Source organism: Pantoea vagans, from assembly GCF_004792415.1.
GTDB lineage: Bacteria > Pseudomonadota > Gammaproteobacteria > Enterobacterales > Enterobacteriaceae > Pantoea > Pantoea vagans.
The window spans coordinates 1-13,280 of sequence record NZ_CP038855.1 but is presented as its reverse complement, the minus strand read 5'-3'; the positions used below and the strand labels follow the sequence as shown (position 1 = coordinate 13,280).

General features: G+C 56.1%; 12 protein-coding genes. 5 read left to right on the top strand and 7 right to left on the bottom strand.

Annotated elements, in window-relative coordinates:
- Positions 1–3: 3 nt before the first annotated feature.
- Together EGO56_RS21555 and EGO56_RS21550 are read right to left on the bottom strand one after the other, a co-directional pair.
- Positions 4–1,587, bottom strand: a complete 1,584-nt coding sequence (locus EGO56_RS21555) for a sensor domain-containing diguanylate cyclase (RefSeq protein WP_135911060.1) — start codon at positions 1,585–1,587, stop codon at positions 4–6.
- A gap of 397 nt (positions 1,588–1,984) precedes the next feature.
- Positions 1,985–2,194 carry a hypothetical protein gene (locus EGO56_RS21550; protein WP_033735123.1) on the bottom strand — a complete coding sequence of 70 codons (210 nt, stop codon included), beginning with the start codon at positions 2,192–2,194 and terminating at the stop codon, positions 1,985–1,987.
- A 475-nt stretch (positions 2,195–2,669) separates the two neighbouring features.
- On the opposite strand from EGO56_RS21550, the gene EGO56_RS21545 reads away from it, so the two are divergent.
- Entirely contained in the window at positions 2,670–3,581 is a 912-nt protein-coding gene (locus EGO56_RS21545; protein WP_135911059.1) for a GNAT family N-acetyltransferase, read from the top strand.
- 1 nt (position 3,582) lies between these two features.
- Here EGO56_RS21545 and EGO56_RS21540 read toward each other — a convergent pair whose 3' ends face one another.
- Positions 3,583–3,828, bottom strand: coding sequence for a hypothetical protein (locus EGO56_RS21540; RefSeq protein WP_135911058.1), 246 nt, complete (start codon positions 3,826–3,828; stop codon positions 3,583–3,585).
- A gap of 228 nt (positions 3,829–4,056) precedes the next feature.
- On the opposite strand from EGO56_RS21540, the gene EGO56_RS21535 reads away from it, so the two are divergent.
- The 4 genes from EGO56_RS21535 (at position 4,057) to EGO56_RS21520 (ending at position 7,835) form a co-directional block, all read left to right on the top strand.
- Positions 4,057–4,590, top strand: a complete 534-nt coding sequence (locus EGO56_RS21535; protein WP_135911057.1) for an SRPBCC family protein — start codon at positions 4,057–4,059, stop codon at positions 4,588–4,590.
- Entirely contained in the window at positions 4,591–5,757 is a 1,167-nt protein-coding gene (locus EGO56_RS21530) for a zinc-dependent alcohol dehydrogenase (RefSeq protein WP_135911056.1), read from the top strand.
- Positions 5,758–6,076: 319 nt separating this feature from the next.
- The gene (locus EGO56_RS21525) at positions 6,077–6,622 is read left to right on the top strand and encodes a chorismate mutase (RefSeq protein WP_135911055.1); all 546 of its coding nucleotides are present in this window, start codon (positions 6,077–6,079) and stop codon (positions 6,620–6,622) included.
- 22 nt (positions 6,623–6,644) lie between these two features.
- Positions 6,645–7,835 carry a cytochrome P450 gene (locus EGO56_RS21520; protein ID WP_135911054.1) on the top strand — a complete coding sequence of 397 codons (1,191 nt, stop codon included), beginning with the start codon at positions 6,645–6,647 and terminating at the stop codon, positions 7,833–7,835.
- 28 nt (positions 7,836–7,863) lie between these two features.
- Here the strand turns inward: EGO56_RS21520 and EGO56_RS21515 are convergent, their stop codons facing one another.
- From EGO56_RS21515 to EGO56_RS21500, 4 genes are all read right to left on the bottom strand, one after another.
- On the bottom strand, positions 7,864–8,868 hold the full coding sequence (locus EGO56_RS21515; RefSeq protein ID WP_135911053.1) for a substrate-binding domain-containing protein: 1,005 nt from the start codon (positions 8,866–8,868) through the stop codon (positions 7,864–7,866).
- A 29-nt stretch (positions 8,869–8,897) separates the two neighbouring features.
- Positions 8,898–10,307: a sucrose-6-phosphate hydrolase gene (locus EGO56_RS21510; RefSeq protein WP_135911052.1), complete on the bottom strand. Its 1,410-nt coding sequence runs from the start codon at positions 10,305–10,307 to the stop codon at positions 8,898–8,900.
- Entirely contained in the window at positions 10,307–11,677 is a 1,371-nt protein-coding gene (locus EGO56_RS21505) for a sucrose-specific PTS transporter subunit IIBC (RefSeq protein WP_135911051.1), read from the bottom strand. Before EGO56_RS21505 ends, EGO56_RS21510 begins: the two co-directional genes overlap by 1 nt.
- Positions 11,678–11,744: 67 nt before the next feature.
- A complete protein-coding gene (locus tag EGO56_RS21500; protein WP_135911050.1) occupies positions 11,745–13,280 on the bottom strand; it encodes a carbohydrate porin in 1,536 nt (511 codons plus the stop codon).

The window sequence follows — 13,280 nt, the reverse complement described above, 5'->3', positions numbered from 1 at the left end:
ATCTTATCTGGCAGACTCAGGCGTACTGAATCCGTCCGGCCCGGCAATGATAACCGTATTGCGCCCGGCCGCTTTCGCCTCGTAAAGCGCTTCATCCGCCCGGCGCAACAGCGCCTCGCGATCGCGATTCTGGTCATCCCGTGAAGCCACGCCTGCGGATATGGTCATCGTCCCGGCGAACGGGAAGGTGGTGGCGCAGACGGTCTCGCGGATGCGTTCCGCGGTGCGGGCAGCATCGGCCAGCGTCGTGTCCGGCAGCAGCAGTATAAACTCCTCGCCACCAAACCGGCTGACGATATCGCCGGTGCGGCAGGCCTGACGGAGCAACGCCGCCAGGCTCACCAGAACCGCATCGCCCGCGTCATGCCCATACCAGTCATTGATCTTCTTGAAATGGTCAATATCAATCGCGATGATACACTGTTCATGCTCACTATCTGCCTGCGCCGCCAGCGCCGAAAATCCGCGACGGTTGCAGAGCCCGGTCAGCGGATCGGTCATCGCTTCATCGTTAAGCGCAGCCAGATGGCCTGCCACGGCATGGCGATGCTCCTGCACCGCTTCTTTGAGCCGGTCAGCCTCGTAATACCAGGTTTTGACGGTGGCGAGTGACTCCGCCTGTGCTTCGCTGCCGCCATCCCGAACCCTGTCCGCCAGCTTTTCCAGTGGCGAAGCAATCCGTCCAGCCATAAAAGCAATCACGCCGGCCGTTACGAGAATAATGCCCAGAACGAACCAGATGGCGCTTTCTGCCGTGCGCAGCAGAATATGCCTGACCGTTTCAGAGGTGCCGGTAATAAACACATTCCAGCCGGTTTTATGCAGCGTGCCATAGCCGGTCAGAAAGTTTTGACCCCCATTTTCCAGGGTAAAATGTCCACTTTCCGTAGTGGACAGACGCTTCTGCAGCGCCAGGCTCAGCAGCATCTTCGTTCCGACGAGCGCCGGATCGTGACTGAAAATAATCAGCCCCTCATTGCTGACCACGCTGACCGTCGAGCCTTTGGTATAAAAATGCTGGCTCAGGATTTCGCTCAGCATGCTCTGTTTTTTAAGATAAATGGTGCCGCCGATATAGCCCAGATAGCCCCCTTCTTCGCTGAACAGCGGCTGAGATAAAAACACCACATAGTTTCCGGCGGCAGAGGTAAAGGGCGCGGAGATAAAGGGCTTACGGGTGGCAATAGCCTGCAGACTGGCTGCTGAGTGAAGTTTCACGCCTATCAGATTCAGGCTATCCGGAGAAGTTGCCGCAATAATGGCATCGTGGTTAACCACCACCACCGAGTTGAAAAAGCCAGACTGCATGCGCAGACGATCGGTTTCTGATTTTAGCTGTTTCAGATCGCTAAGGCCCTTGATCTGCGATGCGCTCCAGGCCAGCTCCCGTTGTGCTGTCGTCAGGTAACGATCGGTGGTATCGGCCAGTTTGCGGGCATAGGCAATGTTTCCTTCAAGCAGGCTGTCTTCAATATTGGCCTTCTGAAACAGCAGCAGCGCACTCAGCAGCAGACCGGAGGTCAGAATGACGCCCCCAATGGAAAGCAAAGTCAGCAGCGAACGAAGGCGCATTTTTTCATGGAACATTGCAGTCGGGATCCGGATGAAGTATCACCTGAGTGTAACAGTTGATGCTTAACGTCAAGGGAAGAACAGAAGAGGATTTACAGTGGATCACACTGCATTGCCGGTAGCAGGACAAATCCTTATGGGCTTGCATAAGGCCTTGTTGAGCATTTCTCAGGCACTGATAAACAGCATCCGAAAATAATTAAGCCGTAATAATGAAACGGATTAAGCCGTGACCGGCTCAGGTGAGACGCCTTATTATCGCTGAGCGCCAGCATGAGGTGCTGCAGACACAGAAAATAACGGGGCAGAATCTGCCCCGTTTATCATTATGAATGAAATGCCCGTAAAACAGTTAAATTAAATCCGCGTTATGAATACGCAGTCAGGCACAGGATTAATCATTGCGGTCGGATTAACGCCAGAACGACTTAATATAAGAACGGCTGCTGAGTCTTTTAATAAACTGATGCGGGCAGGTAAAGCGACACCCTTCCCATTCCAGATTAAACCACTGAAATTCGTCATCTTTAATTTTATCCAGCAGGCTCATCGCCTGCATGGGCGTCTGGAAAGCATAAGCCTTCATCACGCCCTCTTTGGTACATAAATCAATATGGACCATGTGACCCCCGGGTGTTAAAAAGATCGTGCATTTTATAATTATTGAACAGCCTGTTTAGCATAATACATTTACCGGCCGCCGATTATCTGATTCCGTAATATTTTCGTAAAAAACGAATATTTTATTTTTCATTTAATTTTGGGGCAACTTAGCCCTATTGCATCAATTAATTTGACCATGTTTGCGTAACGTGCCAAAAGCCGGGAAAATGCTCTTTGTTTTTTTAATCAGCAAGCCGGCGGTGATAATAAGCGCACAGGAGGATGACGATTATCTGACTGCATTTGAGGCATGAGAACGTGCGCGCGGCAGCACCGGAACCGTTATGAAATGCCAAAATATTCGTGCTGACCGATGCGATGATGATGGTCATAAAGCGAACGCATCGTTTACACTCTCAGCAGCCTTATCGGCATGGTTCTGTCGTGTACGCAGAGAGGCAGGAGATTACTGACGGCGGGCAATAAGGAATCTTATGCTGAATTATATGGTATCGCTCTACCGTAATGTGCCCGTCTCATCTGAATGTCTCAGCGACTGGCTTACCCGCTGGCTGGCGCAGCAGCAGGCCCGGTGCCACGATCATCACTTCTCTGCCGCCTTTCCCTGGCGTGAAACCGGCCTGCCCCAGCACACGTTTTTGCAGCGCGAACTGACGATTAACGGCCAGCGTTTTCTCACCGGCCCGCGCTATCTGGGGGGCGACCCCGCTCAGCCTTTTATTGAGATCGTGGCCCGTGATGGCGTACTGGATTACGCAGCTGCAGCCGCCATCATGCATGAGTGGCAAACGATCAGGCCGCTGAAGATGCGTATTTTGCTGCCGGCCACGGATCCTGATATTGGTATAACCGATCAGCTGATTTACCTCAGCGTTCCGGGCTCACACTCCGCGTCTGACGATGACGAGATTTCGCTGATTACCGCCTGCCGGAAAGATTATCCCCTCTGTAGCTCCGCCATTAACCGTGCTTATCGTGCAAGCTGGCACACGCTGCCGCATCTGCGGGATCAGCTGATGGCCACCAGCAGGCAGGAATTACGGGACGATATTGCCGGGGGGCATGTGTTTCTGATCCTCTGGCAGGGCATGGTGGCGGGGCTGATGATTTGTGTGCCACGACGACTGGCCTTTATTGAGGGATTTCAGATCATGGATGAGGTGATTTTGCCGGCGTATCAGGGCCGTGGACTCGCTGCACGCGCTCAGCAGCGTTTGCTGCAGCAGCTTCACCATTACTGCGGTCATGATGCGATGCTGACCGGCACCATTCTGCCCGGCAATACGCCGTCTCTGCGAAGCGCGCAAAATGCCGGACGGCGCTGCGTGCTGAAATATCACTTTTTTACCCCCGCTGATTTACGGGCGGATCGCCGGGCAATTTAAATCACCACAGCGCCAGCTCTATCAATTCATCCTGAATGCTGTAAACGCGCTGCTTCAGGTTCAGACCCTCTTCTGCGCCGATCCACTTTGCCTCAACCGCATGATTAATTTTTTCCAGTGCGATTCTGGTGCTGCTTTTCAGACCATTGTGCCAGTTGGCATCCGCACGGTTTGCCGCCTGTTTTTCCAGGATCCCGACGAGTTCCGCGACATTTTTACCACTGGCTGACGTTTCAGTTACAGACATATCTGCCTCTTTTTGCTGCTAAAAATGATGAAACCGGCGGCACGTATTATACCGATTATCCGACAGGCATGACGCCTTACTGTGCGCATAACCCGGCATGCATCGCAGAAGCTTTATAGCCTTGCAGAGATGACCTGCAGGGCGCGGCTTCGCTCGCAAAATTCCGCCAGCTGTTCTTAACTCAGAATCAGTGATTTTGTTCCACTGAGAGAACTATCGGAGGACGTTTTGACGACAACATCTCTGACTACCGCCAGTGACAATACCCTCACGCTACGGCGCTGGATTACTGTGGGCCTTCCCGCTACCGAGCTTTTTGACCTGTGGCTTGAGCCCGATACCCTGCCCCGCATTATGAGCCACTTTGCCAGCGTGACGCCGGTCAATAAAAGCGATGCACACTGGCAGATTGAGGGCCCACTGGGTAAGCACTATCGCTGGGATACCCGCATTGTCGAAGCACAACCAGGCGAAGTGATTGCCTGGCGCTCGCTTGAGGATGCAGACATTCCTAACGAAGGTGAACTGCGCCTTCGCCCGGCACCGGGGGAATGGGGCACCGAGCTGGCTCTGACTCTGCAGTTCACGCCGCCGGGTGGCGCACTGGGAAAAAAGGTAACGACGTTATTTGATCTGCTGCCAAAAGAGGTGGCCAGTAAAGCGTTACATCGCTTTAAAAGTCTGGCTGAAACCGGTGAGATTCCTACCCTGCACGGGCAGCCTGCGGGTCGTCATGCCGGACGTCAGGATAAGGAGAAATAAATGCGCGCACTCTGCTGGAATGGCGTCAACGATTTAAGTGTTGAAACCGTGGCCGACCCCGGTCTGCTCAATCCTCATGATGCCATTATTCGCGTCAGGCTCACCACCACCTGCGGCTCCGATCTGCACGTCATTGACGGCCTGATCCCGAGTATGCGGGAAGGCGATATCCTGGGTCATGAATTTATGGGCGAGGTGGTTGAAGTTGGCCCTGCGGTAAAAAATATCCGGCGTGGCGATCGGGTCGTAGTGCCCTCTTTCATCTCCTGTGGTTCCTGCTGGTATTGCCAGCATCAGTTGCCCTCCTGCTGTGACAATACGCATCCGCAGTGGGAGAAAGGTGAAACGGTGCTCGGTCATGCCACGGGCGGCATTTACGCTTACAGTCATGCGTTTGGCGGTTATGCAGGCTCACATGCAGAGTATGTTCGCGTGCCCTTTGCCGACAATGATTGCTTCGTCGTGCCCGAAGGCGTAACCGATGAGCAGGCGCTGTTCCTCTCCGATGCGACGCCGACCGGTTATATGGGTGCCGACTTCTGTAATATTCATCCCGGTGACACCGTGGTGGTCTGGGGCTGTGGCGGTGTCGGACTGATGGCACAGCAAAGTGCCTGGCTGATGGGCGCACATCAGGTCATCGGTATCGATCGCTATCCTGAACGGCTGGCCATGGCACGCGACTTCGCAGGCAGCATAACGCTGGATTACACCGAGGTGGATGTCAACGAAGCGCTGCTGGAGTTAACCGGCGGGCGCGGCCCGGACAGCTGTATTGATGCTGTCGGCATGGAAGCCCGCGGTGAAGGATTGAGTCAGGTCTATGACAAGACCAAACAGATGCTGCATCTGGAAACGGATGTCGGTGCAGCCTTGCGCCAGGCGTTATATGCCTGCCGTAAAGGCGGCAACATCGCGATTCTGGGCGTGTATGGCGTGATGGATAAGTTCCCGCTGGGGCTGATGATTAATAAGAGCCTGACCATCCGTACCGCCCAGCAGCATGGGCAACGCTACATGCATCGTCTGCTGGAGCATGTTGCCAGAAATGAGCTGAACCCGGCTTTTATGGCGACACATCGTTTTCCACTGGAAGAGGCCCCGCGAGGCTATGAGATGTTTAAACATAAAGAAGATGGCTGCGTTCGCGCCGTGTTCGTGCCCTGAAAACACATAAACCGATTCGGGCGGCACTGCCGCCCGGCGGGACCCTTCCTGAATCCTGGCAAAATCCCACTTATTCCCGGACGCTGAAAGACAGATGATAAGCGCCTGCCATCGCAAAGCTGAACCTGAATTAACCCGCCATAATTCCATGCTGATATGAATTTTTTATGAACGAAAAGTTAAAAAACACATCAGAATCAGTTCCCTGAAAACGCTAAGCGGATACCCCTGCCTGTTCACATTTTGAAAACAAAATAATCACACTTAGTTATTTTTTCATGTGTAAATTAGTGCCAGTTTTCATTTATGGAGCAGACCAATGACGCAATATGTGGCAGTTTTTCTCTCTTCACTGTTCATGTGCAGCAACGTTTTCGCAGGTTCGGTTTCTTCCGTATCTCTCGAGGCTCTTTCCACCGCATTGAATGAACGCATGCAGGTCATGAAGGCTGTGGCGGGTTATAAAGCGCAGCATCATTTACCCGTTGAGGATCTGCCTCGTGAGCAGGTTGTTCTGGAAAAGATGCTGCAAAACGCGCAGCAGGCAGGACTTGAACCTCAATCGGTTGAGCCTTTTGTCCATGCTCTGATGAACGCCAGCAAAGCGATTCAGTATCGCTATCGGGCTGACTGGCTTTCAGCACCGGAGAGTGACGTACCCGTCACCGATCTGGCCGGGACCCGGCAGCAGATTGAACGGCTGGATACCCAGCTCCTGGCTGCGATCAGCCAGCGCCTGATGACCGGCAGCTTCTCGCAGGAGGATAAAGCGTATCTGATGTCACAGCTCACGGCGTCCCACCTCAGCGGAAGTGATAAAAACAACCTTTTCGCTTCTCTCGCACGCATTCAGCGCTCACATTAATCCTTAAGCTGTGGAGTGAGCTATGCAGCTTCATGAACTGATGAACCCCGACTACGCTGACAATCCGTTTCCCCTTTATCGAAAACTGCATCGGCAGGGCCCGCTTATTCCAGCCGGGGATAAGATCATCATCAGCGGGAGCCACGCGGTGGTGGAAGCACTGCTGAACGATCGGCGGGTCGGTAAGAATTATATGGAAAGTGTCAGGCTAAGATTTGGTGATGCCGCCGCCGACATGCCGCTGTTTCAGGGCATCAGCAGAATGTTTCTGGTGCTGAATCCGCCGGATCACAACCGGTTAAGAGGACTGGTTATGAAGGCATTCAGCGCCCGGGAAATTAAACCACTCCGGGAGATGGCGCTGAGTGTCGCTCATGACCTGGTTGATGCGCTGGCAGGTCGCCGCGACTGCGATCTGGCCCAGGCATTCGCCTTTCCGTTACCGGTACGCATTATCTGCAGGATGCTGGATCTCGCTGAGTCTGACGCGCCTGAACTGGGTCGCCTCACGTCAGTACTGGTCAAAGTTTTCGATCCGCAAATCAGCCAGTCGGATCTGCTGGAAGCCGCCGATGCGTTTGCCGTCCTGGAGCGTTACTTCAGCGCAATGATCGTCGCCCGCCGTGACAGCACGGCCAGCGATCTGGTGTCCCTTTTTCTGCGCAGCAGCAGCGATGGCGACCGGCTAAGTCATGATGAGATCATCGCCAATGTGATACTGCTGTTTATTGCCGGTCATGAGACCACCTCAAATATGCTCTGCAATACTCTCCTGGCCCTGCATGACCATCCGCAGGAACTGGCTTGCCTGAAACATCATCATGCGCTGATACCTGATGCCATTCAGGAGTGTCTGCGTTACGACAGTTCGGTCCAGATGCTGTACCGCACGACGCTGGAAGAAATTGAGGTGGCAGGCCAGCTCATTTCGCCCGGAACGCGCTTCTTTCTGAGTCTGGGCGCAGCCAATCACGACCCGCTTGTCTTTACCTCGCCGGAGCGGGTCAATATCCGGCGACATGAGGGACGCTGCCTGGCATTCGGTGGCGGGATACATCACTGTATGGGCTACCGGCTGGCACTGGCGGAAATGGAGGTGGCGCTGGAGGTATTGCTGACCCGCCTGCCAGCGATGCGGCCGGTAACCGCCGGGGTTCGCCGCAATCACAGAGCCAACCTGCGTGGTGTCAGCGCCCTGCCGGTCGAGTGGTGAAGCCGCCAGGGCCAGAAGCGCCCGGCGATTAGCCGCGCAGGCGCAGCGTGGCGGGCAGCACCAGCTGGCTGTCTGCTGGATCATTTCCGGCGATCATCGTGGTCAGCATAGAAAAACAGGCCTGCGCGAGCGCCGGAACATTCTGCTCTACGGTGTCGACAGGAATCGAGAGTGAATCATAGAGATAGTGGTCATCAAAACTGGCGATGCGGATATCGCTGGTCAGCAGGTGATGTTCGCTCATGTAGCGCAGTACCCCTTCCAGCAGGCCGCAGGCGGCAGTGAACATTGCTTTAGGAGGACGCCCCAGCCGCTGACATAGCGCGGCAAACATTTCGTAACCGCTGCCGGGATGGTAGTTCCCCTGGATTATCCACTCCGGCTGCAGCCTCACACCGGCCCGCGCCAGCCCCTCTCTGAATCCCGCCAGACGATCCTGAGTCGGAGAGAGATCGGACTGTCCGCCCATAAAGTAGATCTCCTCCGGACAGGCGCGCGCTAGCTTTTCAACCAGCTCAGCGGTGGGCGTCACGGAGTCGGTGATGACCCAGGGCAGCGTCGTGTTGTTCATGTGGCGGTCAAACAGCAGCACAGGCAGCTGTTCGCTGAGGCTGACATAGTCGCTGTCAGTCAGCATACTGGAGGCAACAATCAGGCCGTCGACCTGACGCGCCACCAGATTGTTGACCACGACCTGTTCCTGACCGGCATTTTCGTCGGTACAGGCGATCAGCAACTGCAGACCCGCCGCACGGCAGAGATTTTCCAGCGCATGAGAGAAAGCGGCAAAACCGTGGTTGGTGATCTCCGGTACCACCAGCCCCAGCGTATGACTGCGGGCGTCGTGCAACATCCGCGCATGGATACTGGGCTGATAATGGTGTTCACGGGCCAGCGTCAGCACCCGCTCACGCGTCTCCTTCGCGACCCGCAACTCTTCGCCACGGCCGTTGAGCACCAGGCTGGCAGTGGCTTTTGAAACCCCGGCCAGCCCGGCGATATCACTGATGGTAACGCGTTTTGTTTTTCTCACGGCAAGACATCGGTTAGTGAAACAAGGGCTTATTCTACCATGCAGCGACGTAACGACCAGTAGCGGGCCTGCAGTTCTGCGCGCCCGCGCAGAGTCAGCAGCGCCGGCTGGTCCGGAAAATAGCGGCTGCTCATCACCCCTTCACCGTCGTTGATGAAGATCTCAACGCTGGAGTGGTCACACAGAATCTGTAACCGGCGGGCTGCCCCGGTCCAGTAACGATACGTCCATTCACCCGACACCAGGCTGCGACGGGCAAGCCGCAGTTCGTTGTGCTGCCACGTCAGGATCAGGGTATCGGCGAAATTGAGCTCGATGTCGCCCTGGCTCTCAAGCTCAAGCTCCAGCCGCTGGGCGGCAATCGGCGGCGCATCATCGGCGTGGCCCTGATAGTGCTGCTCGTGCTCGCGCAACGCCTGCAGTTCCGCGATGGGCTGCTGACAGAGCCGCCCGTTACGTGAGCTCAGTTCGCGCAGACAGGTCATCTGATGGATCCAGCCCTGCGCCACGGTTGGCTGGGCCATCTCTTCACCGTCCGGCGTCCCCATCCAGCCCACCAGCAGCCGCCGGCCATCCGCGGTCAGCGTGGTTTGCGGAGCATAAAATTCAAAGCCGGCATCCATTTCGTTCAGCGGGCCATGCTGATATGCAGGCTGCTGATAATTCAGCTCGCCACTCAGCCAGGCACAGGCGTGACTGTTCAGAAAGCGCTTCTCTTCGGGCGCAACACCCTGAGGACAGCAGATCAGATAGGTGCTGTCTCCGAGCGTGAACATGTCCGGGCACTCCCACATATAACCCGCGGCATCCAGCCCGCCCAGTCCGCTGCCCGCGATCTCGCCGGGATTCTGCCACTCCCGCAGATTGTCAGAATGCAGCAGCAGCACCCTGCCCTGCCGCTGCGTATTCTGCGCCGCCAGCACCATGTACCAGCGATCGTCGTAACGCCACACTTTGGGATCGCGAACGTGGCCGGTGTAGCCCTCCGGTAAGGCGATGACCGGGCCGAGCTTGTCAAAACCGCCCGTACTGTTCTGCTGCGCCAGGCACTGCCACGCCGTGCGTGAGCCATCATCGAATTTTACGTTGCCGGTGTAGATCAGTGTCAATACGCCGTTATCGTCGACCGCGCTGCCGGAGTAGCAGCCACTGCGGTCATACTCCTCATCCGGCATCAGCGCGATGGGCTGATGCTCCCAGTGCAGCAGATCGGCTGAGCGCCAGTGCCCCCAGCATTTATGCTGATGCGCACAGCCCAGCGCGTTCCACTGGTAGAAGAGATGATAGTGACCGTCGAAATGGATGAAGCCGTTGGGATCGTTAAGCAGTCCGGTAACCGGTGCCAGATGCCAGCCGGGATAGTGGCTGTCGCTGAGCGCTTTTGGCATACCCTGCATCACCGCCTGCAGAATGGCGGCAAGACGTGTTGATGAGGCCATTATTCAGAGTCCGTTTTGTATTTGAGCAGATAAGAGATCACAAACGCGGTGGTGAACGCGATGGCGACGCCGATGACATAATTGAGCAGAGAACCCGCCTTAACAATCGCCATGCCCGGCAGGCCGGTCAGTCCGACCGCCGTCATATAGACATGGACCGATACCACCCAGGCACCGCCCAGCGCGCCGCCCACCAGACCCGCGATAAAGGGTTTCATAAACCGCAGGTTGATACCAAAGATAGCCGCCTCGGTGATCCCCAGCAGTGCTGAAAACGCCGAGGGCAGCGAAATTGCTTTGATCTTCGCATCGCGGGTTTTAAACCACACCGCCAGACAGGCCCCGCCCTGAGCTACGTTCGCCATTGCCCAGATAGGCAGCAGGAAATTAACCCCGATAGACGGGTTACCCAGCAGTCCCGCCTCAATCGCATGGAAGCTGTGATGCACGCCGGTAATAACAATCACCGAGTAGAGCCCGCCAAATACCAGTCCCGCCAGCCAGCCAGCGTGAGCAATCAGGGTGCTGAGCACAAAAGAGATCCCATCGCCCAGCATACGGCCCGCCGGACCGATAATCAGCAGCGCAATGAAGCCTGAGATAATCACCGTCAGGAACGGGGTCAGAATCAGATCGAGCGCATCCGGGATCACCCGACGCAGCTGCTTTTCCAGCATGCTCATAAACCACACCGCCAGCAGTACCGGGAATACCGTACCCTGATAGCCAATCATCGCCACTTCAATGCCAAAGAAGTTCATGGTGTGGAAACCGGCGGCGACGCCCCAGGCATTAGTCAGCGCCGGGTGCGTCAGAATGCCGCCCAGCGTCGCGCCCAGAAACGGGTTACCGCCAAACTCGCGGGCCGCCGTAAAGCCAATCAGGATCGGCAGGATAATAAAGGCCGCTGAGCTGCACATATCCAGCATGATGTAGAGCGCATTTTCCGGATTGACCCAGCCGTAGGTTTTAACCATCCCCAGCAGGCCCATCAGCAGACCTGACGCCACAATCGCCGGAATGATCGGCACAAAGATGTTCGACAGCAGGCGAGCGATGCGCTGGAAAGGATTGAGCTTGCGGGCGGCAATATCAGCAGCCTCAGACTTGCTTGATTCGCTGATGCCCGCCTCGGCGATAAAAGCGGCGTAGACCTTATTCACCACGCCGGTGCCGAAGATAACCTGAAGCTGTCCGGCGTTGCGGAAGCAGCCTTTAACGCCTTCAATCTGGCCAATCGCGTTGGTGTCCGCTTTCTCATCATCTGCCAGCACCAGCCGCAGTCGGGTGGCGCAGTGAGCCGCGCTGGCAATGTTCTCTTTTCCACCCAGCAGGGGCAGCAGGGCCCGCGATATTTTTACATAGTCCATACATACCTCACTCTTGTTATGTTTTTATCCGCGTGACGTTCAGGCCCCGGCAGCCGGGGCCGCCCGATCAGAACCAGGTTTCCATCTGCACGCCGAAGTTCCATTCGCCGCCGGCATCGAAGCCTTTGCTACCGAACGCGTCGTCACTGGCATAGTTATCCAGCCGGTGATCCCAGTTCATCCAGGTGGCAAACAGACGAATCTCCGGACGTTTAAGGAAGTCGCCGACATCACCGGCTTTCAGGGTTGGTGCAACGGTAAGTTTGGTGAAGCTGCCGCTGACCGCGTTACGGTTGTTGTAGCCTTCCGGACGCAGATCCATGTACTGATAAGAGCCTTCATACTGCATCTCGAAGTTCTGCGTGATCTCCTGAATCAGCCGGAGGTTGACTGTCGCCCAGTCGTAACTGTCACCTTTGACATAGCGATCGTCACTGCGCTGTGCCAGTAAGGCGGGCGCAATGTGCCAGCCACCGCCAAGAGGCGTTGTACCGTAACTCGCCAGCCGCCAGGTATCCGCTTCCGGTAGCAGTGCGCCGTCAGAACCAATCGACTTCACCTCAGCGCCCAGGCCATGACCATAGAGCAGGGCTGTTTTCGACGAGCCTTCTGTCAGCCCATAAAAACTGTCGTTATGCAGGCCCAGCAGCGCATGGACGCCGGTTTCTGCCGCATCGCTTTTGACACGGAGGCCGTCGATATCCCGGCGATCGTCGTTATCTTTCGCCCGCATACCGCTGACCATCATCTGCACCGGGCCGACAAAGTTATTCAGCGACAGGATGTAGTTCTGCGCGGTGTTTTCATTGTTTTCGATGTCACCAAAGGTACGGCCATACAGCGAGATGTTGCTGCGCGCCTGATCGCTCCATGTCATGTCGTAGATACCGGCACCGGTTCCGGCAAGGAAGACCACATCGGAGTCGATCCAGTGAATATCGAAGTTATCACGATCAAAACGCTTACCGGCCCAGACCGTTGCGTTATCGAACGCACCACTGAAGGTGGGAAGCTGTCCCAGCTCGACAAACGCCTGACGCAGGTTGAGATCGCTGCTGGCGGCCGTCCAGTCGTTATAAGTGCGCTGTCCATCGGCCAGCATCGCTTTGAAGCGGGTGGTGGCACCATTGTCCAGCGTCTGCTTATGTTCAAGGTTGAGCTCAACGTAGGTATCCGGCTCATTACCCAGACGCCCGACGTGACCGCCGGTTTCTCCAGCCGGTGTTACGGTCGGGCCACCCTGTGTTCTGGCGGCGGAGCTGTTCATCAATAATCCCGAGCGGGCATAACCGTGGAACTCAAAGCTACCTTCATCGGCAGATTTTAGTTCCGGTTTCGCGGTGCGCTGAGCGACCTCAGCGGCAGAGGTCTGGGTCTGGTGCTGCACCGCTGCCAGCTGCTGAGCCTGTCTTTCAGCCATCTGAGCCTTTTTTTCAGCGACCTCTGCGCGGCTTTCCGCGGCATTCGCCCGCTGCTCGGCAGCCTGCAGGCGCTGCTCCATCGCCGCAAGGCGGGCTTCGATGCTGCTCATGCTGGGATCGGCCCGGACGGATGTGGAAAGGAATATTGCAGAGAGGGCGACGGCTAACGTGCTTTTTTTCAT

Coding starts and splice junctions, on each gene's coding strand:
- EGO56_RS21555 (WP_135911060.1), bottom strand. CDS start 1,587: ATGTTCCATGAAAAAATGCGCCTTCGTTCGCTGCTGACTTTGCTTTCC.
- EGO56_RS21550 (WP_033735123.1), bottom strand. CDS start 2,194: ATGGTCCATATTGATTTATGTACCAAAGAGGGCGTGATGAAGGCTTAT.
- EGO56_RS21545 (WP_135911059.1), top strand. CDS start 2,670: ATGCTGAATTATATGGTATCGCTCTACCGTAATGTGCCCGTCTCATCT.
- EGO56_RS21540 (WP_135911058.1), bottom strand. CDS start 3,828: ATGTCTGTAACTGAAACGTCAGCCAGTGGTAAAAATGTCGCGGAACTC.
- EGO56_RS21530 (WP_135911056.1), top strand. CDS start 4,591: ATGCGCGCACTCTGCTGGAATGGCGTCAACGATTTAAGTGTTGAAACC.
- EGO56_RS21525 (WP_135911055.1), top strand. CDS start 6,077: ATGACGCAATATGTGGCAGTTTTTCTCTCTTCACTGTTCATGTGCAGC.
- EGO56_RS21520 (WP_135911054.1), top strand. CDS start 6,645: ATGCAGCTTCATGAACTGATGAACCCCGACTACGCTGACAATCCGTTT.
- EGO56_RS21510 (WP_135911052.1), bottom strand. CDS start 10,307: ATGGCCTCATCAACACGTCTTGCCGCCATTCTGCAGGCGGTGATGCAG.
- EGO56_RS21505 (WP_135911051.1), bottom strand. CDS start 11,677: ATGGACTATGTAAAAATATCGCGGGCCCTGCTGCCCCTGCTGGGTGGA.
- EGO56_RS21500 (WP_135911050.1), bottom strand. CDS start 13,280: ATGAAAAAAAGCACGTTAGCCGTCGCCCTCTCTGCAATATTCCTTTCC.